Source organism: Bradyrhizobium prioriisuperbiae (genome assembly GCF_032397745.1).
In the GTDB taxonomy this organism is placed as follows: Bacteria; Pseudomonadota; Alphaproteobacteria; order Rhizobiales; family Xanthobacteraceae; genus Bradyrhizobium_A; species Bradyrhizobium_A prioriisuperbiae.
Genome location: NZ_CP135921.1, coordinates 8,115,118 through 8,138,703, shown reverse-complemented (window position 1 = coordinate 8,138,703; position 23,586 = coordinate 8,115,118). Strand labels below are relative to the sequence as shown.

Sequence of the window (23,586 nt, the reverse complement as noted above, 5' to 3'; positions counted from 1 at the left end):
ATTATACGGAGGATGCCTCCGTTTATCAAGAGGGAGACCAGGCCCTGTCTGGAAAAAAGATGGGAACGAAAACCGCAAAAGCAAACCGCAAGCCGCGCGCGGATTCGATCCGCAATCGCGAACTTCTGCTCGAGGCGGCAACGCAGGTCTTCAGCGCCGGCGGCCCGCAGGCGAGCCTTGAAGCCGTCGCGCGCCAGGCCGGGGTCGGAATCGGCACGCTTTATCGCCATTTTCCCACGCGGGAATCGCTGTTCGAAGCGGTCTACCGCCACGAGGTCGATCAGCTGGGGGAGCTCGCCGAGCGACTTTCGCACGACGCTGAGCCGGTCCAGGCGCTGCGCAAATGGCTGCACGCCAATGTCCGCCTCGTGGCCACCAAGAAGGGCATGGTCGAAGGTCTGCAGATCGTCGCGCACGGCTCGACCGAGCTGAAAGCCTATTCGTTCGAGCGACTGACTGGTGCGATTGGCCTGCTGCTCGATCGCGGAGTAGCTGTGGGCGAATTCCGCTCCGACATTACACCGGAAGACTTGCTGCGAACCCTTGTCGGAATCTTCTATTCCCAGGGCACGAGCGACTGGCAGCCGACCGCGCAGCGCCTCGTGGATGTTTTCGTCGACGGACTGCGCAAACGGTAAGGCGGACTTCTTACAAAGTCCGCCTTAAGAGCGTTTTCCAGCGAAGTGGACACCGGTTCGCATCAAGAAAACGCGTCAAAACAAAATGCTAGAGCTCCGTTCCGATTCTATCGGAACGGAGCTCTAGGAGTCCGATCAGATATGAGCGTGGGTGCTACGCGCTGATAAATCCACTTTGCTAGCTAAGCGCCGCCCGTGCATGCGCCGCTGCCTGCTCACGCGTGCCGATCCACACGCCTGACGCGGCACGGGTCTGCTTCATGATTTCATCGAACACCCAGGCGCCGGCCGGGCGGCCATAGACATGGGTGTGGATGGTGACGTCGAAGAAGATCGGCTTGGTTTCGCGGGTCAGCGCAGCGGAGAGCGCATCCTCGAACTGTTCGAGCATGGCGCGCGCATTGTTGCCGTAACGGATCGCGCTCGGCAGGTCGTTGATGTCCATGGTCAGCGCGATCGCCATGATATCGGCTGCGCCATGGGTTTCGAGATAGGGCAGATCGTCGTCATTGCAGTCGCCGTGATGTTTGTAGCCGGATTCCGCCAGCAGTCGGGCGTGGATCGGGCTGCCGGTGCCGCGCGGGCTGATCCAGCCGGTCGGCACGGTGCCGGTCAGGTCGGCTATGAGACCGGTGGTGCGGCGGATGTTTTCGCGCTGGCCGGCTTCGTCGAGATAGATCGGGATCACGTCCATGCCATAGGAGTGGGCGATGATCTCGTGGCCGCCGTCATGGATGGCACGCACGGTGTCGGGCCATTTCTCTGCCAGCACGCCGTTGGTCATCACGCTGGTTTTGATGTTGTGGCGGCCGGCAATCTCCAGTGCCCGCCAGATGCCGCGGGTCGGCCCGTACAGGCCCCAGGACGCGGCGTTGGAATCGAAGAAGCCGGGTTTCAGCGGATTTCCCATCGGGCCGATGCCCGGCGTCTGCCCCTCGGACCAACCCTCATAGGCGACGTTGAAGATGATGCCGACACGGGCGCCGTTCGGCCAGCGAAAGGTGTCGCCGAGCCGGCGGATGTTGCGTTCAGAAGTCACGGCCTTCTCCCCAAATATTGTTTGGCTTTTGCAGCCGATGTCTACGCGTCAACCACGGGATTGCGCAGGGTGCCGATGCCTTCGATCTCGACTTCACTGATGTCGCCGGCGCGCAGGAACACCGGAGGCTTACGGGCATAACCGACGCCGGCGGGCGTGCCGGTGATAATGACATCGCCCGTTTCCAGGGTCATGGCTTCCGACAGGATCGCGATGGTGCGGGCGGTCGGGAAGATCATGTCGCCGGTGTTGCCGTCCTGCATGGTCTCGCCGTTGTAGCGGCAGGCGATGCGCAGTCCTTTGGCGCCCGCGGGCAATTCATCTGACGTGACCACGCTCGGACCGAACGCGCCGGTGCCGTCGAAATTCTTGCCGATGGTCCATTGCGTCGACTTGCGCTGGTAGTCGCGGATCGAACCGTCGTTGAAGCAGGCGTAGCCGAACACATGCGACAGCGCATCTGCCTCGGACACATGACGCGCCGGTTTGCCGATCACGACGGCGAGTTCGGCCTCATAGTCGAACTTGTCCGAGCAAGCCGGCCGCAGCAGCGGCTGTCCATGGGCGATCAGCGAGGAGGTCGCGCGCAGGAAAATCGCCGGATAGTCCGGGATCGGATTGCCGCCTTCCTTGGCGTGATCGACATAATTCAGGCCGAGGCAGACGATCTTGCCGGGATGAGGGATCGGCAATCCCAGCGTGACGTCAGCCACCTTGTGTGTGGTGCCCTCGCGGAACGACTGTCCGAGTAGGACAGACCGCAGCAGATCCTGCGGGGAGGCGGATCCCGCGCCGCCGATCTCCACAACTTGGTCGCCACGTTGCAACGCCGGCCACCAGCCGCCGTCCTTCCGGAATGAAATCAATCGCATGAATGCCTGTCCCCCTGGAGCGTTTTCGAGCGAAGTGGATACCGGTTCGCGTGAAGAAAACGCGTCAAAACAAAAATCTGGAGCTTCCGTCCCGATCCTGTCCGAACGGAAGCTCCCGCTTGACGACGCTCCATTAGTCGATATTTTGTCGCCTATCAAGTTTTTGTCGACAAAATTTGGATTATTCCCGGGATGGTCGAAATTCAGGACGCCGCCTCGTTGCCGTCCATGGCGGGCGACTCCGCCAAGACGCTGGCGACCCATGCCGTCAATGCGTTGCGAAAACACATTCTGGACGGTGCGCTTGCGCCCGGCAGCCGGCTGCGGATGGAGGAATTGCGAACGCGGTTCGGCATGGGCGCGTCCCCGTTGCGCGAGGCGCTCAGCCAACTCGCGGCCGAAGGCCTGGTTCACAGGCTTGATCAGCGCGGCTTTCGTGTCGCCACTGCCGATGCCTCGGAATTGCAGGACCTGATCGAAAGCCGCTGCCTGATCGAAGGCGCGGCGTTGCGGGCATCGATTGCGGCGGGTGATGAAGCCTGGGAAGAGGGCGTCCTCATCGCGCACCGTCGGCTGTCCCGGGTGCCGCGGTCGCTGGCGTCCACGCACTTCATTCCGAACCCGGAATGGGACGCCTTGCATCTTGCGTTCCACAATGCGCTGATCGGCGCGTGCCCGGCTGCGACCGTGCGCGAGATCTGCGAAACCATGCACCACCGTGCCACGCGTTTCCGCAACCTGTCCAATACCGTCGCGTGGCGCCAGCGCGAGGCCGAGCACGAACATGAAGCGTTGATGACATCGGCGACCGAGCGGCGCGCGGATGAAGCCGTCGATCGCCTTGTCGCGCATTATCGCAAGACCGGCGTCTTCGTCAGCGAGGCGCTGTCGGCCAATCCGGGCACGCGTTGATCTGCGTGTCGGCGCGATTCCTGACACAACGATGAAAACAGGAGGACCAGAGAGAAAACACTGAAACGCGGGGCTCAAATTCCGTTGAGTTGATTGCCCCGACGTCGATGCAACAAGATAGAATAATTCGGACGACGATCCGTCGCCCAACAAGAACAACCCGCCCAGGGAGGATGATGATGAAATTCAAGCTTGCGACCTTGATCTGCGTTTCAGCGATCGCCGGCAGTCTCAGTGCCGCGATCGCGCAACAACAAAAAATCGGCGCACCGCCGGAAGCCTCCAACATGCGGCTGGTGGGAGCTAACGATCTGCAGGCCCGCAGCGGCTATCAGCCGACCATTCATCATCAGGGCAATCGCTGGATTGCCTATATCGGCCACCACGGCGGCTCCGACGAGATCCCCACTCCGGTCAATCCACAGACCGGCAAGGCGGAGCCGAACGGCACCTCGATCGTCGATGTCACCGACCCCGCACATCCAAAATATCTGCGTCATATTCCGGGGCAGGAGGGCAAGTACGAGGGCGGTGGCGGCCAGATGGTCCGCGTCTGCGACGGCAAAAGCCTGCCCAAGGGCGATCCGTCTGCGGTCTACATGCTGCGCACTTTCGGCAGCGAGGCACATGAAATCTGGAACGTGGCCGACCCGGCCAATCCGGTGCTGATCACCCGGATCGGCGGCCTCAAGGACACCCACAAGAGCTGGTGGGAATGCGACACCGGCATTGCGTTTCTGGTATCCGGCGCGCCGGACTGGCGCGTCCGCCGCATGACGCAGATCTATGACCTCAGCGATCCCGCTCACCCGGTGAAGATCCGCGACTTCGGCCTGCCCGGGCAGGAGCCGGGCGCGACCGGTGCTGTGCCGACCGAACTGCACGGGCCGATCTCGACGGGACCGAAAGGCAATCGTGTTTATTTCGGCTACGGCACCAACAAGGGCGGCATGCTGCAGATTGTCGACCGCGACAAGCTCCTGAACGGGCCAAAGGAGCCGACGCCTGAGAACCTGCGTTATCCGGAGATCTCGCGCTTCATGATGTCGTCGTGGAATGGTGCGCACACCACGTTCCCGATGCTGCAGATGCCGGTGGCCGAGTTCGCCAAGGACAAGGAAGGCAGCAAACGCGACATCGTCATGCTGGTGGATGAGGCGATCCTGAACGAGTGCAACGAGCCGCGCCAGATGGTGTGGTTCGCCGACGTGTCGGTCGAGACCCATCCGATGATCGTCTCCAGCTACACCGTGCCGGAGGCGAGCGGCTCGTTCTGCGAGCGCGGCGGCCGGTTCGGATCGCATTCCTCCAACGAGAGCATGGATCCGATCTACTACAAGAAGATGGCCTTCATCTCCTTCTTCAATGCCGGGGTCCGTGCCCTCGACATCCGCGATCCCTATCATCCCAAGGAGGTCGGCTACTTCATCCCGTCGATCACCGCGGCTACCGACAAGCGCTGCGTCAAGGTCGACGGTAAGGATCGTTGCAGGGTCGCGATTCAGACCAACAATGTGGAAACCGACGATCGCGGCTACATCTATATCGTCGACCGCGCCAACACCGGGCTACACATTCTGGAACTGACCGGAAGTGCCCGGGCGGTGGCGGGATTGTCCGGGGCGACATCGGGGGCCGCGTCCAAATCCAAATAGAGTGGTCCGCCGATGGGAAGCGTCCGTTATTCCCTGATGCTTGCGCTGGTGGCCGGACTGGGGCTGATTTCAGCCCCGGCCCGGCAGCAGGCGGCATCGCATGATGGGGGCGGCTGGCAGACGATCGCGTGGCCATTCCCGCGCGACGCCTGGCCGGCCGGGCGCGCCTACCGGTGTCCGGCAACGCGCTGCGGCAGCGATGTCGAGGTCTATATTCGGCCGAAGATCGGCTTCTGCAGCAATTGCGCCACCGGCGTAGCCGACGACGACGAAGTCGATCGTGTCACCGATCTCGATCTGATCTCCACGCGGTTCAGTCCGATGGCGGAGGGGGCGGCGATCCAGGTTGCCGACCTGAAAGGGCGTGCACGCAACTATCAGCTGACAAAAGCCGATGGATCGGTTCGCGCCGCGGAGGGGATTGCACTCTCGCAAAGCTGCGATCTCATCGTAGCGGTCGTTGTCGGCGATGCGTCCTCCCACACGGCGCAGGATGCCGTGCGGGAACTGTTGTCGGAGGCCGTGACCACATGGGTGCGGGATATCCTCGAGGGGCGCGGGTGACGCGCGTGCCCCGCGGATACGGGCATCACGATCGCGAAGCCTCCTGGCACCGCAATTCAGCGCGTTTTCCAGTGAACCGGTTCGCGTGAAGAAACGCGTCAAAACAAGAATCTAGAGCTTTAGGATTCCTGCAGAAAGATCGACAGGGCCCGCTGCAGTTCGCGGTAGGCGCGTGGTCCAATTTTCGCGGCAAGGGCCTTGTCGCTGCTGGCGACCGCCGGCCTCAGTCGGTGCAACAACGCGAGGCCAGTGTCTGTCAGGTACAGCAGGTAGTAGCGCCGATTGATCGAGGAGGCGGTGCGCCGCACCAGGCCTCGGCCCTGCAAATGATCCACCAGCCTTCCCAAGCCGGCCCGTTCAATGGACAGCAGATGTGCGATCGCGAGTTGGTTGATGCCGGGATTGGCGTCAATCACGCACAAAACGGAGAACTGGGCCGGGCTGATGTCAAAGTCAGCCAGTTGCCGGCGCACCTCTTTGAACACCCAAAGCTGCGCCCGGCGGATGCGATAGCCGAGCAACAGCGACAGGTCACCCAAGCCAGGCGATGTCACCAGCGGCGGCTTTCCGGCTTGCGTCGACCGAGGCAGTGATCGCGACGGCCTCACAACACCTTCTGTCCGGCGCGGCTTTTTGGCGATCCGCTTTCTGATCCCGGCTTTTCCTGACTCCATTGTCACCCATCTTTCACGGGCCCGTGTTGATCGACGCGGCCTTTCGGAGATTCGGCCACAAGTCTAGCGCCGCGGTTGAGGATTACGAGCGCCAGTTCGACAGTTCCGCGACCTCGTCTGGAGTCATGTTGACACGGCAACATCGCTCATGTTGTGATGACAACATCGATCGAACGGACCGCCAAAGCCTTCGGCATCACGAGTGGTCCACACCGGGAGAGACGTCCGTGGCTCCATCAAGGGTGGCCGTCGGTCCGTATGCCATGACGCATTGCGGCGAAATGGTCTCGCGCACAGGCATGAGCGCGCCGCGGTCCACGCGTCAGGATATGCACGGCAGGCCCGCGGGACATCTCGATGGATCGGCCCTTCAGTCAGCAGCAACATTGCCGGTGGCTTTGGCGCCGCGCCCTATGACAAGGCGCATGGTGTCGCATGAGGTTGCGGCTGCTCTGACAATCATCCGTGATGCAACAAGGGAGGGAAGGACATGAAGCGGCTATTCCTCGCGTCAACGATCCTGATTGGCTGGGTGTATCTCGGCTCACCGGCAACGGCGAGTCCACTTCCGGTGAGCGGCGTGGCCCCGCGTTCGTCCTGTACGGGCTTGGCCAACCTCACGTTGCCGAACACGCAAATCCTGAACGCGACGCAGAAGCCGGGCTATTGCAATGTGATCGGCATCATCAACAAGCGTATCAGCACGCAGGATCCCAATCATTTCACCTACGGGATCGGTTTCGCCCTCAACCTGCCCAACACCTGGCATGGCCGTTTCGAGATGATGGGCGGAGGCGGCACCGACGGCAGCCTGCAGAGCGACCCGCAGGGTGCCGCCGGCGTCGAGCTCGGACAGGGCTGGGCGGTCGCTGCAAATGACGGTGGCCACGAAGACAGCGCCCAGAACATGGTCGGCGGACATCAGGACGATGACCCCAACGCCGGAGGCACGGCCCATTTCGCGATCGACGCCCAGGCGCGCAGGGACTACGGCTACAACGGCATCGAAAAGACCGCGACGATCTCGAAACAGATCATCTCCTCCTACTACGGCCTGGACACTGTCTATTCCTATATCATGGGATGTTCGAATGGTGGCCGTGACGCGATGGTCGCGTCGCAGAGATTTCCTTGGCTGTTCGACGGGGTGATTTCTCAGAACCCCGGCTTCAACCTGCCGCAGGCGGGATTGGCGGAGGCCTGGAACGAGCAAGTGCTCGGCAAGCTCGCAACCAAAACGGACGTCAATGGGCAGCCGTTCATTCCCGATACGTTTCCGTCGCAGGACCTTCAGGTGGCCTCCGCGGCAATCCTGGGCGCCTGCGACGCGCTTGACGGACTGGTCGACGGAATCATTGACAACTATCACACCTGCACGGCCAAGAAGGTGTTTCCGGCGCTCGCCAGCTATACCTGCGGCACCGGCACCCACGGCAGCACGCCGCATGGCGGGACCTGTCTGACCAGCGCGCAGGTGAGTACACTGAAGAAGATCTATGCCGGCCCGACCGACTCAAGGGGCAGGCGGCTGTATTCGAACTGGTTCTGGGATGCCGGCATCTGGACACCCCCCACCGCGAGCGGCGCGGGCTGGGCGGCCTGGAACGTCGTCACTGCGCCGGTGCCCGGGGTCAACACAGCGATCAATCTGACGTTGGGTGCGGGCGCGCTGCCGATGATCTTCCAGACTCCTCCCGCCGTCACGCCGGTGAATGGCCCGACCGGCCAGGAGGCCTTCGTGTTCCACTTCAACTTCGACACCGACGCGCCGAAGATCTTCGCCAGGACGCGGGACTACCCAGAAAGCGCGATGGACTTCATGGCTGCGGTGTCAGCCAACCTGCATCCGTTCAGGGCGCGTGGTGGCAAGTTGATCATTTCCTCGTCGGTCAATGACGGCATCTTCTCGGGCGCCGCGATCGCCCGCTGGTACCGAAAAATGAATCAGCACATGGGCGGCCGTGCAGGTGATTTTGCACGGCTGTTCATGGTGCCAAACATGGCGCATTGCGGTGGCGGCGCTGCCACCACCAGCTTCGCCGAAAATGAACTCAAGGCGATCACGAACTGGGTGGAAAAAGACATCGCGCCGGAACGTATCGTGGCGGCCAACACCAATACCGCCTCGCCCTATCCGGTCGGCGGACTCTTCGATCCGCGGATTGCGATGAACTTCCCGACGGGAGGCACCCGGCCGCTCTGTGCCTATCCGAAAATTTCGACCTACAAGGGCAAGGGCATGACCAACGACGCGGCCAATTTTGCATGTGTCGATCCGCAGTTCAGGTCGGGCGGTGATCACGATTTCGACGATGATGATGATGGCCGTGGCGAAGGCGGCCGCTGATACCTCCATCCGATCGCGAAGGACTTTGACGGAATGCTGCGCGCGGCTTGGCTGGGCGCAGCAGCTCCGCGATATCGGGGGGGATGATGTGAAGAGGTCCCCGGGTGTCGTTTTGCTCACCCGGGTGACAGGTGGACCAGAGTTACTTGATCATGGGGCAGCCGCCCTCGGCAAGCGGGCGGAACGCCTGCTCCGCAGGGATGGTCGTGACCAGCTTGTAGTAGTCGTAAGCGTATTTCGAGTCCTCCGGCTTCTTGACCTCGAACAGGTGCACCGGGTGGATCACGCGGCCGTCCTGGCGGATGGCGAGATCGCCGAACAGCTTGTCCTTGCCCTTCAACGTCTTCATTTGCGGCACGACGTCCTTGGCGTTGTCGCTGCCGGTGGCCGCGACTGCATTCAGATAAGCGAGGGTCGACGCATAAACGCCGGCCTGGTTGCCGCTCGGCATCTTGCCGCCCATGCCGGGGCGTGCAGCGAAGCGTTTGGCGAAGGCGCGGGTGTCATCATTCATGTCCCAGTAGAAGGCCTCGGTCAGCAGCAGGCCCTGGGCGGCTTTCAGCCCCATGCCGTGCACGTCATTGATGAACAGCAGGAACGCGACCAGCGACTGTCCCGCATCCTTCAGGCCGAATTCACCGGCCTGCTTGACCGCGTTGATGGTGTCGGCGCCGGCATTGGCTAGGCCAACCACTTTGGCCTTCGACCCCTGCGCCTGCAGCAGCAGCGAGGCGAAATCCGACGTGCCGAGCGGATGGCGGCTCGCGCCCAGCACCTTGCCGCCGTGCTTCTGGATGTAGTTGGTGGCCTCGGCTTCGATGCCCTGGCCGAGGGCGTAGTTCACCGTGAGAAAATACCAGTCCTTGCCGCCGCGCTGCATCATGGCCGCGGCGGTGGCGTTGCCGGTGGACCAGGCATCATTGACCCACTGAATGGTGTTGGGCGAGCAATCCTTGCCGGTCAGGTCCGAGGTTGCGGTGGAGGAGGCCAGGAACGTCACCGGGGTGCCGCGCAGCAGCGCATTGACGCCGAGCCCGACCGCCGAGTTCGGCACGTCGACCACTGCATCGACCTTGTCGACATCGATCCATTTGCGCACGATGGCGGTGCCGACATCGGCCTTGTTCTGGTGATCGGCATAGACGATCTCGACCTTGATGTTTTTGCCACCGCCGTTGAAATCCTCCGCCGCCATGCGCGCGGCTTCCACCGATCCCATGCCATTGGTATCCTGGAAGATGCCGGAAATATCGTTGAGGACGCCGACCCGGACGACGGTGTCCGAGATGTCGGCGCGAGCCGACCCGCATGCGATGCACGACATTGCGAGCACAAGGCAACTGTTCAAGACTTTCATTAAAACCTCCCTTTTGTGTGATGTGTCTCCCCCGGTTTGGCCGCGGGCCTTGTTTGTTGCGAGCTTCGCTTTGGCTCAATTTTGCCCGTCACACCTGCCGGTCCGGCAGACGCAGCACGAGACCGTCGAGCTCGGGCGTCATCTTGATCTGGCAGGACAGCCGGCTGGTGCTTTGCCGCTCGGCGGCGGTGCCGTCGAGCAGGGCGTCTTCATCGTCGCTGATCGCGGGCAGGCGGTCGATCCAGGTGTCGTCGACATAGACATGGCAGGTCGCGCACATGGCGTTGCCGCCGCATTCGCCGACGATCTCGTCGACGCCATGGCGGGTGGCGGCCATCATCGCGCTTTCGCCGTTGCCGGTTTCCAGCGTCTCGGGGCGGCCGTCGGGGTGAACAAAAGTCAGGCTTGGCATGGCGATCCGCTCAGGCTGGTGTGAGAGTGACGGGGAGGCTCTCGAGCCCCCGCAGCGTGTTGTTGAAGAGGCGTTTCACCGGGCCGGTGATCGCGATGGTGCGGACCCTGCGCGTCAGCGCCGTCAGCATCACTTCGCCTTCCAGGCGGGCCACCAGTTGTCCCACGCACATGTGGATGCCGGAGCCGAAGCCGACATGGCCGCTGGTCCGGCGCGTCACGTCATAGTTGTCCGGATTGTCCCAGCGCCGCGGATCGCGGTTGGCGGCGGCGAGGAACATCAGCACTTTTTCGCCTTCATCGAGACGAAAGCCGCTGATGTCGACCTCCCGGGTCGTGGTTCTGAAAAAGGTCTGCACCGGGCTTTCCAATCGGACAGCCTCCTCGAATGCGTTGCGCGCCAGCGACGGATCGTTGCGCAGCCGCTCCCATTGCTCGGGAAACCGCGCCAGGCAATAGATCGCGGCGCCCAGGCCATTGACGGTGGTGTCGAGACCGGCACTCAGCAGCGAGCGCACCAGCAGTGGCGCCTCGGCCGCGGTGATGTCACCTTCGTCGACGCGCGCATGGATGCAGGCGCCGAAGCCGCCGGGCGCGAGATTTTCGCGCTGGCATTGCGCCTCGACATAGGCCTTGTGGGGTGCCGAGCGCTCGATCGCATTCCGACGCAGTTCGTTCGGCGGGCCGAACGCGTTGAACACCAGGCTGGCATAAGGAATCAGGTGCTCGCGTCCCTCTGGCTTGAGACCGAGCGCATCGGGAAACACCGATAGCGGATAGGCTTCGGCCAGGTCCGTGATCGCATCGAAACTGCCTTTGGCCACCAGTTCGTCGGCTTTGGCTTCGGCAGCCGCCGTGAAGCGATCGCGAATCTGTTTGATCACTGCCGGCGAGAGCACGCGGTTGAGCACCGCGCGAGTGCGGGTATGCGCCGGTGGATCGGCCTCCAGGATCAGGCTCGGCGGCCGCCACGGCGTCTCCTTGGCGAAATCGCTGAGGCCCACGCCGCGTCTCGAACAGAACGTCTGCGGATCGTTCAGCACCGCATGGACTTCCGCATAGCGGGCCACCGCAAACACGTTCCATTTGTCGAGCCGCACCACCGGACCGGCCTCGCGAAGCACCTCATGGACCGGATGCGGGTTCGCGAAAAATTCCATCGAGAATGGATCGACATCGAGACTTGGAATCGGAACCTGTGCGGCGGTGCTGTCGCCGGACGGTGTTGGGATTGAAACCGTTGGGACCATGGAAACCTCCCGAACATTGGTCTTTTGAGCCGTGTGTTGTATCTATCTCTGTCGTCAGGCTGATTTGGTCGAGCCGCGGGACCTCGCGACAGGTCGCTTCGGGCAGGGATGTTTCAGGGCATGAGCAAGAGCAGAGTGGCGAACGTGTCTCGGCCGGCGACGGTGCAGAAGGCCACCAAGGGCGGCCAGTTGCTTGACCTCGAGCGTTATGTTCCAGCGCTTATCACTTTCATTGCCAACAAGCTGTCCCGCAGCGCGACGACCTACTATCAGTCCCATTTCGGCGTCAGCGTCACCGAATGGCGGATCCTGTCGCTGCTGGCGCTGGAGCCGGGAATCCCGGCGGCGCGCATCTGCCATGTGATCGGCTTCGACAAGGGACCAGTGAGCCGCACGCTGGCGGTGATGCAGAAGCGCGATCTGGTCGCGATCAAGACCGATCCGCTGGACGGCCGCAGCCATTCGATTTCGCTCACCGCCAAGGGGCGTGCGGCGCACGACAACGTCATTGTCGTTGCGCTGGAACGCGAGCGCCGGCTGCTCGGCTGCCTGCGCAAGGACGAGCAGGAGACGCTGATCAAGCTGCTGCTGCGGATTCATGGCAATCTCGGCGCCGTGACCGATCATGACGGTTCTGAGGCCGGCGATGATTGAGTCGATTTCGGTTGGGATGAACGCGCTCATGCGGCCAGGGATCCAGTGGCCCGCGCCTTCAAGTCGAATGTTTGATTGGCTGCTTCGTCAGGGCTGAGCGCGGCGCCCGAACTCAACAGCCGGCGTGCGATCATGTGATCGGCCGCCTTGTTGACCGATTCCACGCCCGCCAGTCGTCCATCGCGAAAGCAGAACACGGAAAAAGCGCTGGATGAGGGATCGCCGCGCACGACATGATGATCATGCGGCGCCGGAAGCCCGGCGATCTGCAGCTTGAACGGACCCTGGTCGCTCCAGAACCACGGCACCGCACGATAGGGCTGCGGCTTTCCGGTCAGGCGCGCGGCCAAACAGCGGGCGTGATCCACCGCATTCTGCACCGACTCGATCCGTCTGCGCTCGCCGCCGGCGAACGGTTGCGGATAGGCGGCGCAATCGCCGATCGCTGAAATCGACGGATCTGCTGTGGCCAGATGCGCGTCGACCACGATGCCGTTTGCGACAGCCAGTCCGGCATCTGCAGCGAGTTCGACGTTGGGCACGACGCCGACACCAACCAGCACAAGGTCGGCTGGATGAGTCTGGCCGTCGGCGGTGTCGACCGCGATCGCTCGCCCCTGATGATCTCTGATACGGGTGACGACCGCGTCAAACACAAAACGAACGCCGGTTGCCTGATGCGCCTCCAGGAAGAAACGCGACATGGTCTCCGAGAGCGCGCGCGACATCGGCCGCGTCGACGCTTCCAGGATGGTGACCGCAATCCCCATGGAGCTCGCCAGCGCCGCCAACTCCAGGCCGATGAACCCGGCGCCGATGATGGCAATGCGCTTGATATCCGGCAGGCGGTTGCGCAAAGCGTCGGCATCGCCGGCAGACCGCAGCTGCAGCACCCCGTCGAGATCTGCCCCGGGCAGATCCAGCGTGCGGTTGCGCGCGCCGGTGGCCAGCACGAGGTGATCATAGGGCAGGGTGGTCTCATTGCTGAGCCGGATGCACTTGCGCGCGCGATCGATAAACATGACACGCTGCCCGGTGCGAAGATCGATCGCGGCTTGCGTGAAGAAGCTTTCGGGGCGCAGATTGAGCGCCACGCGATCGGTAGCGCCGGTGAGATAGGCCTTCGACAGTGGCGGACGCTGATAGGGCAATCCCGGCTCGTCGCCGATCAGGCTGATACGGCCGGCAAAACCGTTGTCGCGCAGCGAGGCTGCGGCCTGGAACCCGGCCTGGCCGGCACCGACCACTACAACGTCCTGGAGATCCGCCATGGCGGAGGTCTCGGGCATGCGTATCTCCCTGAAGGAGCCTCGGCAGTTCTACTGCTCTTCCGATCGGCCCCGATGACGGCAAGGTGACATGAATTGGTTGCCTAAGCAACCAAAATCGGCGCGATTTTTCCGGGAATGAAGCGGGTTTCGTTCACCCGATTCACCGCACCGAAACCCCTTGCCGCCATGCTGCGGCCGACATCGGATGGCGTTCATGGATCAGTTTCAATCCGCACTGGCGGTGCGAGGGTTAACGAAGCGTTTTGACCGGCCTGCGGTCGACGCGCTCGACCTCAACGTGCGTGTCGGCGAATTCTACGCGCTGCTGGGACCGAACGGCGCCGGCAAGACCACCACACTGCGCATGGTGGCCGGCCTGCTGCGGCCGGACGCCGGTTCGATTTCGGTATGGGGCATCGACGCGCTCGGTGATCCCGTCGGCGCCAAGCAGGTCATGGCGTGGGTCTCCGATGAGCCGATGATCTATGACAAGCTGACCCCGCTCGAATACCTTGAATTCGTCGCCGGCCTGTGGGGATGCGATCCATCACGTGCGGAGCGGTCGGCATACGAGTTGCTCGCGTCACTTGGGCTGGCGCCTCATCAGGACGAGCGCTGCGAGGGATTTTCCAAAGGCATGCGCCAGAAGGTGGCGCTTGCCGGAGCGCTGATCCACGATCCTCGCCTGATCATCCTGGACGAACCGCTGACCGGCCTCGACGCCGTCTCGGCCCGCCACGTCAAGGGGCTGCTGCAGGAGCGCGTCCGCGCCGGCTGCACGGTGATCCTGACCACCCACATTCTCGAAGTCGCCGAGCGCATGGCGGACCGGATCGGCGTCATCGTCTCCGGCCGGCTGGTTGCGGAAGGCACGCTCGCCGAGTTGCGGCATCGCAATGGCGAAGGCGACACCAGCCTGGAAGACATGTTCGTGGCGCTGGTCGACGGCGAGGCCGCCGCCGCATGACGTCGACAGCGAGTTTGGCCTGGGTTGCGCGCCACGAAATCCGGCTGGCGCGGCGCGATTTCATCGCGATGCTGACCGGTGGCCGCCGCGGCCGTGCCCGCAACGTTGTGATCGGATTGATCGCCTTCGCGGCCTTCATGCATCTGCCGGCCTATGCCGTGGTCGGGCGCTTTGCCGGTGTCATGGCAGAGCCGGACAAAGCGACGCTGATCGTCATCATGGCCAGCATCCTGTTGGCCTGGGCGCTGATGTTGTCGCAGGCGATGGAATCGGTGACGCGGGTGTTCTATGCGCGGGCCGACCTCGATCTGATCATGTCGTCGCCCATCGCACTCACCGACGTGTTCTCGATCCGGATGGCGGCCATCGCGCTGACCATCACCGTGATGGCGTTGCTGCTTTCGCTGCCTTTCGTCGATGTCCTCGTGATCAGTGGCGGCTGGCGATGGCTGGCGGCATTCGGCGTGGTGGCGGCTATCGGGTTGTCGGCGGCCGCGGTGGGGATTTCGCTCACCATCGCGCTGTTTCGGACCATCGGGCCCAAACGAACGCGGCTGGTGGCGCAGATCCTGGCCGCCGTGATCGGCGCGGGCTTCGTCATCGGCCTGCAGGTTGCGGCGGTCCTGTCCAGCGGCACCCTGTCGCGATTTGCGGTGCTGACGTCGGACGCAGCACTCGCGTTTGCTCCAGGCGCCGACAGTCTCGTCTGGTGGCCGGTGAGGGCGCTGCTCGGAGACGGCACAGCCTTGCTGGCGCTCCTCGCCGGCAGTCTCGTGTTGCTTGGTTTGACCATCGCGGTGTTTTCGCCGCGCTTTGGCGACGATGTCATCACGGCGTCGACCGCGGCCACATCGGCAACGCGGCAAGGTCATGCTATCAGGCGCTTCCCCAAGGTGTCGCAAAAACAGGCGCTGCGCCGCAAAGAGTTCGTGCTGCTTCGCCGCGACCCGTGGCTGGTGTCGCAGACCCTGATGCAGTTGCTTTATCTGCTGCCGCCGGCGCTGATGCTGTGGCGAAGCTTTGCCGACAGCTCCACCGCCATCGTGCTGGTGACTCCGGTGATCGTGATGGCGGCCGGGCAGTTGTCGGGCGGCCTCGCCTGGCTGACGATCTCAGGCGAGGACGCGGCCGATCTCGTCGCCACGGCGCCATTGTCTCGTAGCCAGGTGATCCGTGCCAAAATCGAGGTAGTCCTGCTCGCCGTCTGTGCTGTCTGCGCTCCCCTGGTCCTTCCATTACTGTTCGTTGCGCCGCTGCAGGCGATCGTCACCGCTCTCAGTGTGATGATTGCGGCGATGTCGGCGACCGCAATCCAGCTCTGGTTCCGCGTCCAGGCGCGGCGCAGCCAGTTCCGTCGCCGCCAGACGTCGTCGCGTCTGGCGACATTCGCGGAAGCTTTTGCGTCGATTGGATGGGCCGCGACCGCGGGCCTCGCATTGGCCCTGCCGGTGCTGGCGGCGATCACCGCGCTCATGACAATGGCCTTGCTGGCGATCATCTGGAAAGTCAGCCCGCGGCAGGATGCGTTTCAGGCTTGATTTCGCGATGGAACTTGCAATGCTCCGGTTGGTGAGAACTGGAGCATGTGATGATGCGCCTTCGATGGATTGGTGTTTTGACGGCCATGCTGATGTCCGGTTCAGCCCATGCTGACACCTGGCCATCCAAACTGATCAAGGCGGTGATTCCCTATGGCGCCGGCAGTGCCGCGGATGTCGTTCCCCGCGTTGTGTTTGATCGGCTCTCCGCCGAGTTCGGCCAGCCGATCGTGATCGAAAACCGTGCCGGGGCCGGCGGCACGATCGGCTCCGGTGTGGTCGCGCGCGCCGAGGCCGACGGCTATACCGTCCTTGCACAATCCTCCGCGCATTCCATTGCACCGGCGATCTACCCGGATCTGCAATACGATCCGCACAAGGATTTCGTGTCTGCGTTGATGATCGGATACAGCGCCAATGTGATGATCGTACCGCCGTCGCGCCCCTGGAAGACAATTCAGGATTTTCTGGCTGCGGCGAAAGCCAAAGAGTCCACGATTTCGTTCGGCTCGGTCGGCGTCGGGACGGCCACCCACATCAGCGGTGAAAAATTCCGGCTGGCTGCCGGCTTCAAGGCCACGCACATTCCGTATCGCGGCGGCTCCGAAGTCATCACGGACATTCTCGGCGGCCGGATCGATTTTTACTTCTGTCCGCTCGCGACAGCGCTTCCGTTGATCCGCGAGGGCCAGGTTCGGGCGCTGCTGGTGTCGACCGCAAAGCGTGCCGCGGAGCTGCCCGATATCCCGACACCGGTCGACATCGGCTTTCCCGATGCGGAGAGCTCGATCTGGTTCGGCGTCTTCCTGCCGTCCAAAACGCCGCGGGACATTGTCGAAAAATTCCATACCGCCGGCGTGAAGGTGCTGGCGAGCCCGGAGATGCAGAAGAGCCTGCAGAAGCTCGCGATCACGCCGTGGCCGATGACGCCCGCTGAGATCGACGACCTCGTGGCCCGGGAAATCAAGGCCAATGTGGCGCTGATCAAGGCTGCGGGGATCAACTAGCTCGCTGTATTTCGGCCGCGACCAGATCGGCGATCGCCGTTGTTACCGCATCCGTGATGCCGGGATCGTACAGCGAATGTCCGGCGCTCTCGATGATGCGCAGCTCGGCATCAGGCCACGCCTTGACCATGGCATGGGCTGTCGAGGGCGGGCAAAGCAGGTCGTAACGGCCCTGCACGATGATGCCGCGGATGCCGCGCAACTTGTCGGCCTCCGCCAGCAATTGCCCCGGCGAGAAGAAGCACTGATTGCGGAAGTAGTGAGCCTCCATGAACGGCGTTGCGGGCAGGGGGCGCGTGCCGGTCCGGATGGCGTCGAGGTCGAGCCGCGTCCGGCTTGGCTTGTGCTCCGACAGGATGCGTTCGGTGTCGTGCCAGGCGCGCGCAACTGGGGTATGTACGGCGGGATCGGGATCGAGAATGCGGCGCCAATAGGCTTCGAGCGGCTGCGCCCGTTCGTCCGGCGGCAGCAGGCTCAGGAAATCGTCGTTGAGGCCGGGATAAAGCGTGCGCAGTCCGCCGAGGAACGCCCATTCCAGCTCGGCGCGGGTGCCGAGGAATGTCGCGCGCAGCACCAGTCCAAGCACCCGCTCCGGGTGCCGCTCGGCATAGGCCAGCGCCAGGGTCGCGCCCCAGGAGCCACCGACCACCAGCCAGCGTTCGAAGCCGAGTGTCGTGCGAATCTTCTCCATGTCGGCGATCAGGTGTGCCGTGGTGTTGGCGTCGCGGCTTCCCTTGGGACGGCTGAGGCCGGCGCCGCGCTGGTCGAACAGCACGGCATGAACGCGCTGCTGGTCGAACAGCCGCCGATGATCGGGCTGGCAGCCGCTGCCGGGTCCGCCATGCAGATAGACGGCGGGAACACCCTCCGCATTGCCGACGGTCTCAAAATAAATCTCGTGTCCCTCACCGACCGGCAGCATCTGCCGGCTCAGTCGGCCGCCCGCGTTGGTGTCTCCGGCGTCAGGCATTCCCGTTCTCCGATACTCCGAAATCAGCATGCGCAGATCTTCAGCACGCGCAAGTCTGCGGCAGGCCGAGCCGGCCGTATCCCGGAAGTTTCAACGCCGGCCGGCGCAGGTCGAAGCCTAGCACCGCGCCGAACAGATTGAGTTCGACGCCTTCGATCCAGCCGACGGTCAAGCCCAGATAGCCGCCGAGTGAAACCTGAAAGCCGGTGCCCGAAGGCGTCCAGCCGAACCACGAGTCGTCATAAGGATAGTCTTTGCCGATCGCCGTCGGCGGTAGCACGCCGTTCAGTTCCGGCACGGTGTCGAGCACCGCCTTGACGAAGGTGTTGGAGTTCGGTCCCGGCCAGGCGCTGTAATCGCCGTAGCGTCGAAATTTGTAGGTTTCGATGGTCTGTTGCAGCTTGGGGATCAGCTGCGCGGCCCGGTCGCCATCTATGGCGATAATGGTTTCGGGCAACGCCCCGAACCAGCGGCCATCGGCCGCGAAGCCGTTGACACGAATCGGCTCGCCCCAGGCCGTGTAGTCGTATCGGCTGTAGCGCGTCGCGTTCTCCGGCTTCATCACGATCCAGGTGTGCACGGCAAAGATGCCGCGCCAGCTCACCGTGCGCGCCGCAAACACGCGGATCATGGCATCGGGATGTTGGGCCGGAGCGGGCAGCAGGCCTGCGCTCGATCGATCGGCGGTCTGCCAGTTGCCCCGGCGTTCGCCCAGCCAATAGGACGCCGCCGACACACTGATCGGGGCGAGAACCAGCAATAGGATCAGGATCAAAAGGCGTCTCACGGTGGGGATACGGGCTCTTTGGTCCTCCCAGATATAGTATCCCGTCCGGCCGGTGCCAGTCATCCTCGGTCTGCTGAAGTCGACCTAGGCCGCGGCCGTCTTCACCTCCGCATCGCGCTCGGCCAGATGCTTGGCGGCGATATAGCCGAACGTCAGCGCCGGGCCCAGCGTAATGCCGCCGCCGGGGTAATTGCCGCCCATGATGCTGGCCATGTCGTTGCCTGCGGCATAGAGGCCCGGAATCGGCCGTCCATGGTCGTCGATCACGCGGCTGTGGTGGTCGGTGCGCAGCCCGGCGAAGGTGCCGAGATCGCCGACCACCACCTCGACCGCATAGAACGGGCCGGTGGAAATCGGCGCGAGGCATGGATTGGGCTGAAACTCCGGATCGCCGTTGAAGCGATTGTAGGATGTCGATCCCTTGCCGAAGGCGCGGTCTTCACCTTTGGCCATATCGGCATTCCACTCCGAGATGGTGCGTTCCAGGCCGGCCGCATCGATGCCCGCGGCGCGGGCGAGTTCGGTGATGGTGCGACCGCTCCTGAGATAACCGGAGCGGATGTTGGGACCGACCGGCACCGGAAACGGCTTGACGAATCCCAGGCCGAAGCGGGTGAGGAATGGCTTGTCGACAATGAGGAAGGCTTTGGCCGTCGTGTCGGTGCCATTCGCCGCGAACAGCGCCTGGCAGAAGTCATGATAGGAATTGGCCTCGTTGACAAAGCGCTTGCCGTTGGGGAGCACGGCGATCAACCCCGGCTTGGCGCGGTCGATGAAGTGCGGAAACACGCCGTAGCTGCCATCCCGGCGCGGCACCCGTGACACCGGTACCCAGGCCGCCGCATTCGGATAACCCTTTTCCGCCACCGCGCCAACGTCCTCGCCGAGACGCAGCCCGTCACCGGTGTTGGTCTTGGGGGCCGGCGAATGATGCCCGGTATTGTCGCGGTCATGGGCAAACATGCTGCGCCGTCGTGGCATGTCCTGCGGAAAGCCACCGGCCGCGAGCACCACGCCGCGGCGTGTGTTGACGATCACATCGCCGTCTGCCGTCTTCACCACGGCCCCGGTCACGGTGTCGTTCTCGCTGATGAGGCGCGCCACCGGCGCATCGGTCCAGACATCGACGCCGAGATCGAGCGCGCTGCGAAACAGCCGGGCCGCGAGCGCATTGCCGTTGGTCAGCAGCATGCCGCGCCGATAGAGCGCGAGGTCGCGGGCGTGCGACAGCAGGCGACCTGCGACATAAACCGCCGACGTCAGCGAACGCGTCACATTGAAAAAATGCTTCAGTTCGGGGCCGGAGCCGATCATCAGCCCGACGAAGGTCAGTTCCGGCAGCGGCGGCCGCAGGCGGTTCAGTTCCTTGCCGAGGCCTTGGGCGCGATAGGGGAGAGCCTTGATTGATCGGCCGCCGGGGCGGCCGCCCGGTGCATCCGGATGATAATCGGAGAATGCCGACGCCGGCTCGAACTGCAGCGCGGTCTTGCTGTGGAAGAAGTCGATAGCTTCCGGTCCCTGCTGCAGGAAAGCTTCCACATTCTCGGCATTGAAATGATTGCCGGCCTCGTGCCGCAAATAAGTGCGAGCGGCATCGACCGTATCCTCGATGCCGTCGGCCTTGGAAATCGGATTGTTGGGCACCCACATGAAGCCGCCCGACACCGCCGTGGTGCCGCCGACCCATTTGTCTTTCTCGGCCAGGATGACCTTGAGCCCGCGGGCCTGCGCCGCCACCGCGGTCGCCAGCCCCCCGGCGCCGGAGCCGACAACAAGAACATCACAGGTTACGGTCTTCGCCATCTCAATTGCTTCCTTTGTCGATGCCGGCTTTGTCGTGGCCGGTCTGATGTCGTTGCCGGGCGACCGCGTCGCGTCGCTCGCGCAAGATGTCGCCCATCTGCTCGTCACGTTTGGCAAGCCAGATGCCGTGGCGTTTCGGCCATGTGCTGTAGTCCGACGGCAACAGCAAATCTTCTCGCGCGCGCCGCGGCCAGTAGGGATCGTTGAGCGCCTCGCGGGCGATGGCGATCAGGTCCGCGGCGCCAGACTGCAGGATTTGTTCGGCCTGGTTGCCGTCGACGATCATGCCGACCGCCTGGGTGGTCACGCCGGCCTCCTGCTTGATGCGCCGCGCGAAGTCGACCTGGAAGCCGAGCCCGCGCGGCACCGTCAGCTTGCGGGTTTCTTCCGTGAGGCCGCCCGAGGAGACGTCGATCACATCGACGCCGCAGCGCGACAACTCGCGGGCGAGAGCAGCCGAGTCGTCGACGCTCCAGCCGCCTTCCGCGCCGTCGACCGCGGAGATCCTGCAGAACAGCGGTTTGGTGTCAGGCCATCCCGCTCGGACACGCTGCGCCACTTCGCACGCCAATCGCATGCGCCCCCTAAGATCGCCGCCATAGCCGTCGGTGCGCTGGTTGGAGATCGGCGACAGAAAACTCGCGATCAGATAGCCGTGGCCGAAATGCAGTTCGATGGCATCGAAGCCTGCGGCCTGCGCGCGCCGGGTGGCAGCGCCGAATTGCTCGACCACGGTGGCGATCTCGTCGCTCTGGAGCGCGTCGGGTACGCTCCATCCCGGACCGGCGGACAGGGCGCTGGGGCCTAACCTGCGCCAGTGCGATCCATCCTGGAAACGCAACTGATCCCTTGTGAAGGCGCGCCCGCCATCCCACAGCGGCTGCGAGCCGGCCTTGCGTCCCGCATGGGCGAGTTGCACGCCGATCGGAACACCCTGCGCCTGGACGAAATCGACCACCCGCTTGAGCGGAGCGATCTGGTCGTCGCGCCACAGGCCGAGATCGGCGAAACCGATACGGCCATGCGGCGACACCGCGGTGCTTTCGGTAAAAACAAGACCGGCGCCGCCGAGCGCGAACTTGCCGAGATGCACCAGGTGCCAGTCGGTCGCCCGGCCGTCGTCGGCTGCGTGCTGGCACATCGGCGAGATCACGATGCGGTTGGACAAGGTGAGATCGCGCTGCGTCAGCGGCGAGAATAGTTTTGGCGTGTCCGCGTTGCTGGTGTCAGACAACGACATGGACATCCACCAGAAACGTTGTGATGTTCTGCAGGAAGTCCAGCGCGTGCCGCTGCGACACCTCGGCCGCCGGCGAGCGGAAAGCTGCGGTCAGGTCCTCTGTGTTGCGGAACCACATCTCGACAATGCCGTCTGCGGCGAGATCGCCGTCATCTGAGTCGATGCCAGGCGTCGCGCCGCGTTGCGTCACCAGATTCTGGCTGTACCCGGCGATGGCTGGAAATTTCGCGACCATGGCCGCATGCTTGTCCAGCCACTCATGGCGGAAATCGTCCGGCGTGAGGCCGTGCTTGCGCTCCAGGATCGACATGCGTTTGATGGTGGCATTGGCCCGGTCGTGTGGCACGACGTCGGTCTGTTTGGCGACGATGACACTTGTCGCGGCCATGCAATTCGCTGAATCCGCGGCAACTGCCTTGTAGGCATCCGAGGCAATGGCGCTGTTCATGCTGTCGATGTCGTCGAACCACAGCTCCGAGATGCCGTCGAGATCCCAGCTGCCGCGGGCGTGGTCGATCGCAAGCTGGGTTTTGTCGACGACATGATTTTGGTGATAGGCGCGCAGTCCCGGCACCTTGGCCGCAAGCGGGCCGTGCACCTCGCGCCAGTGCCGGCGGAATTGGTCGGTGTTGATATCGGCTCTCTTTTTCAGGAGCCCCATGCGAACGATCATCACGTCCTCACAGCGCGAGATAGCCGCCGTCGACCACCAGGGTCGTGCCGGTGACATAACTCGACATGTTTGATGCCAGGAAGACCACCGGGCCGACCAGCTCTTCCGGCTCGCCATAGCGACCCATCGGAATCCGGGCGAGAAAACGCTCGGAGCGCTCGGGATTGGAGCGCGTGGCTTCCGTCATCGCGGTCGCGAACGTGCCCGGCGCGATCGCGTTGACCCGCACGCCATCCTTGGCGAGCTCATGCGCCAGGCTTTGGGTCAGTGCCTTCACACCGGCTTTCGACACCGGATAGCTGACCGAGGTCGCCGTCGACACGAAGGATGCGATCGAGGCGATATTGATGATGGTCCCCCGGGTCTTGCGCAGGACGTCGAGCAGGGCCACCGACACATTCAGCGTGCCAGTCAGATTGATATCGAGTGCGGCATTCCATTGCTTCGCCAGCTCAGGACTGTCGATGGCATGCCGCGGACAGATCCCCGCATTGTTGACCAGGATGGAGACGTCACCGATGGTTGCGGTGAGTTCGGACGCGAGCGTTTTGCACGCGGCACTGTCGGCGACATCTAGTACGAACGCCCACGCCTTGCCGCCGTTGCTGCGAATGCGGGAGGCCGTCGCCTCGGCGGAGGGGCCTGCGATGTCGGTCACGATGACGTCAGCGCCTTCGTTTGCGAGGCCGACGGCAATTGCCGCGCCGTTTCCCTGTCCCGCGCCGGTGACCAGCGCTAGTCGTCCTTGCAGCAGCATCTCATCCCGACCTTTGTTTTTTAAAGCGTCTGTTTGTTTTTGAACATCTGTTTTTCGGGGCGTCCGGTGGTGCGAGGCTCCCCAGGAGAGCGACCCGCGACCGTCCCCGCACGATTAGACTATAACGAGTCTATTCGCTTATGACAAATATTCTTGAGGACCATCGGGTTTGCCTATTGCGTATAAGTTCGCCACTTGCT

22 protein-coding genes are annotated in these 23,586 nt (G+C 63.4%); 9 read left to right on the top strand and 13 right to left on the bottom strand.

Going from position 1 to position 23,586, the window contains the following annotated elements; all coding sequences use genetic code 11:
* Positions 1-59 precede the first annotated feature (59 nt).
* Positions 60-638, top strand: a complete 579-nt coding sequence (locus RS897_RS37690) for a TetR/AcrR family transcriptional regulator (RefSeq protein ID WP_315833732.1) — start codon at positions 60-62, stop codon at positions 636-638.
* 178 nt (positions 639-816) lie between these two features.
* On the opposite strand, the gene RS897_RS37685 is transcribed toward RS897_RS37690, so the two are convergent.
* Complete coding sequence (locus RS897_RS37685; protein ID WP_315833731.1) at positions 817-1,677, bottom strand: polysaccharide deacetylase family protein; 861 nt, start codon at positions 1,675-1,677, stop codon at positions 817-819.
* A gap of 41 nt (positions 1,678-1,718) precedes the next feature.
* Positions 1,719-2,549, bottom strand: a complete 831-nt coding sequence (locus RS897_RS37680; RefSeq protein WP_315833730.1) for a fumarylacetoacetate hydrolase family protein — start codon at positions 2,547-2,549, stop codon at positions 1,719-1,721.
* A gap of 192 nt (positions 2,550-2,741) precedes the next feature.
* On the opposite strand from RS897_RS37680, the gene RS897_RS37675 reads away from it, so the two are divergent.
* The 3 genes from RS897_RS37675 to RS897_RS37665 all read left to right on the top strand — a co-directional run bounded on the left by RS897_RS37675 (position 2,742) and on the right by RS897_RS37665 (position 5,680).
* Positions 2,742-3,461, top strand: coding sequence for a GntR family transcriptional regulator (locus tag RS897_RS37675; RefSeq protein ID WP_315833729.1), 720 nt, complete (start codon positions 2,742-2,744; stop codon positions 3,459-3,461).
* Between the two features lie 179 nt (positions 3,462-3,640).
* Positions 3,641-5,116 carry an LVIVD repeat-containing protein gene (locus RS897_RS37670; RefSeq protein ID WP_407654379.1) on the top strand — a complete coding sequence of 492 codons (1,476 nt, stop codon included), beginning with the start codon at positions 3,641-3,643 and terminating at the stop codon, positions 5,114-5,116.
* A 12-nt stretch (positions 5,117-5,128) separates the two neighbouring features.
* Positions 5,129-5,680 carry a hypothetical protein gene (locus RS897_RS37665; protein ID WP_315833727.1) on the top strand — a complete coding sequence of 184 codons (552 nt, stop codon included), beginning with the start codon at positions 5,129-5,131 and terminating at the stop codon, positions 5,678-5,680.
* Positions 5,681-5,799: 119 nt separating this feature from the next.
* Here RS897_RS37665 and RS897_RS37660 read toward each other — a convergent pair whose 3' ends face one another.
* Positions 5,800-6,219, bottom strand: coding sequence for a MarR family winged helix-turn-helix transcriptional regulator (locus tag RS897_RS37660; protein WP_315833726.1), 420 nt, complete (start codon positions 6,217-6,219; stop codon positions 5,800-5,802).
* A gap of 625 nt (positions 6,220-6,844) precedes the next feature.
* Here RS897_RS37660 and RS897_RS37655 point away from each other — a divergent pair.
* Positions 6,845-8,701 carry a tannase/feruloyl esterase family alpha/beta hydrolase gene (locus RS897_RS37655; protein WP_315833725.1) on the top strand — a complete coding sequence of 619 codons (1,857 nt, stop codon included), beginning with the start codon at positions 6,845-6,847 and terminating at the stop codon, positions 8,699-8,701.
* A 142-nt stretch (positions 8,702-8,843) separates the two neighbouring features.
* On the opposite strand, the gene RS897_RS37650 is transcribed toward RS897_RS37655, so the two are convergent.
* From RS897_RS37650 to RS897_RS37640, 3 genes are all read right to left on the bottom strand, one after another.
* Complete coding sequence (locus RS897_RS37650; RefSeq protein WP_315833724.1) at positions 8,844-10,058, bottom strand: ABC transporter substrate-binding protein; 1,215 nt, start codon at positions 10,056-10,058, stop codon at positions 8,844-8,846.
* An 88-nt stretch (positions 10,059-10,146) separates the two neighbouring features.
* The gene (locus RS897_RS37645; protein WP_315833723.1) at positions 10,147-10,470 is read right to left on the bottom strand and encodes a 2Fe-2S iron-sulfur cluster-binding protein; all 324 of its coding nucleotides are present in this window, start codon (positions 10,468-10,470) and stop codon (positions 10,147-10,149) included.
* Positions 10,471-10,480: 10 nt separating this feature from the next.
* Complete coding sequence (locus RS897_RS37640; protein WP_315833722.1) at positions 10,481-11,719, bottom strand: cytochrome P450; 1,239 nt, start codon at positions 11,717-11,719, stop codon at positions 10,481-10,483.
* A gap of 120 nt (positions 11,720-11,839) precedes the next feature.
* Between RS897_RS37640 and RS897_RS37635 the strand changes: the two genes are divergently transcribed.
* Positions 11,840-12,373 (top strand): MarR family winged helix-turn-helix transcriptional regulator, encoded by a 534-nt coding sequence (locus RS897_RS37635; RefSeq protein ID WP_315833721.1) that lies wholly within the window; start codon positions 11,840-11,842, stop codon positions 12,371-12,373.
* Positions 12,374-12,399: 26 nt separating this feature from the next.
* On the opposite strand, the gene RS897_RS37630 is transcribed toward RS897_RS37635, so the two are convergent.
* Positions 12,400-13,662 carry an NAD(P)/FAD-dependent oxidoreductase gene (locus tag RS897_RS37630; RefSeq protein WP_315833720.1) on the bottom strand — a complete coding sequence of 421 codons (1,263 nt, stop codon included), beginning with the start codon at positions 13,660-13,662 and terminating at the stop codon, positions 12,400-12,402.
* Positions 13,663-13,858: 196 nt separating this feature from the next.
* Between RS897_RS37630 and RS897_RS37625 the strand changes: the two genes are divergently transcribed.
* The 3 genes from RS897_RS37625 to RS897_RS37615 are packed head-to-tail and all read left to right on the top strand — an operon-like array spanning position 13,859 to position 17,156.
* Positions 13,859-14,611: an ABC transporter ATP-binding protein gene (locus RS897_RS37625; RefSeq protein WP_315833719.1), complete on the top strand. Its 753-nt coding sequence runs from the start codon at positions 13,859-13,861 to the stop codon at positions 14,609-14,611.
* Positions 14,608-16,149 carry a permease gene (locus RS897_RS37620; protein WP_315833718.1) on the top strand — a complete coding sequence of 514 codons (1,542 nt, stop codon included), beginning with the start codon at positions 14,608-14,610 and terminating at the stop codon, positions 16,147-16,149. Before RS897_RS37625 ends, RS897_RS37620 begins: the two co-directional genes overlap by 4 nt.
* Positions 16,150-16,199: 50 nt before the next feature.
* A complete protein-coding gene (locus RS897_RS37615) occupies positions 16,200-17,156 on the top strand; it encodes a Bug family tripartite tricarboxylate transporter substrate binding protein (protein WP_315833717.1) in 957 nt (318 codons plus the stop codon).
* Here RS897_RS37615 and pip read toward each other — a convergent pair.
* From pip to RS897_RS37585, 6 genes are all read right to left on the bottom strand, one after another.
* On the bottom strand, positions 17,149-18,126 hold the full coding sequence (gene pip / locus RS897_RS37610; protein ID WP_315833716.1) for a prolyl aminopeptidase: 978 nt from the start codon (positions 18,124-18,126) through the stop codon (positions 17,149-17,151). The genes RS897_RS37615 and pip overlap by 8 nt on opposite strands.
* 40 nt (positions 18,127-18,166) lie before the next feature.
* Complete coding sequence (locus RS897_RS37605; RefSeq protein WP_315838875.1) at positions 18,167-18,922, bottom strand: DUF3750 domain-containing protein; 756 nt, start codon at positions 18,920-18,922, stop codon at positions 18,167-18,169.
* Between the two features lie 75 nt (positions 18,923-18,997).
* Positions 18,998-20,716: an FAD-dependent oxidoreductase gene (locus RS897_RS37600; protein WP_315833715.1), complete on the bottom strand. Its 1,719-nt coding sequence runs from the start codon at positions 20,714-20,716 to the stop codon at positions 18,998-19,000.
* Position 20,717: 1 nt separating this feature from the next.
* Positions 20,718-21,956: an NADH:flavin oxidoreductase/NADH oxidase gene (locus RS897_RS37595; RefSeq protein WP_315833714.1), complete on the bottom strand. Its 1,239-nt coding sequence runs from the start codon at positions 21,954-21,956 to the stop codon at positions 20,718-20,720.
* Positions 21,943-22,629 (bottom strand): EthD domain-containing protein, encoded by a 687-nt coding sequence (locus RS897_RS37590; protein WP_315833713.1) that lies wholly within the window; start codon positions 22,627-22,629, stop codon positions 21,943-21,945. Before RS897_RS37590 ends, RS897_RS37595 begins: the two co-directional genes overlap by 14 nt.
* A gap of 7 nt (positions 22,630-22,636) precedes the next feature.
* Positions 22,637-23,386 carry an SDR family NAD(P)-dependent oxidoreductase gene (locus RS897_RS37585; protein WP_315833712.1) on the bottom strand — a complete coding sequence of 250 codons (750 nt, stop codon included), beginning with the start codon at positions 23,384-23,386 and terminating at the stop codon, positions 22,637-22,639.
* Positions 23,387-23,586 lie beyond the last annotated feature (200 nt).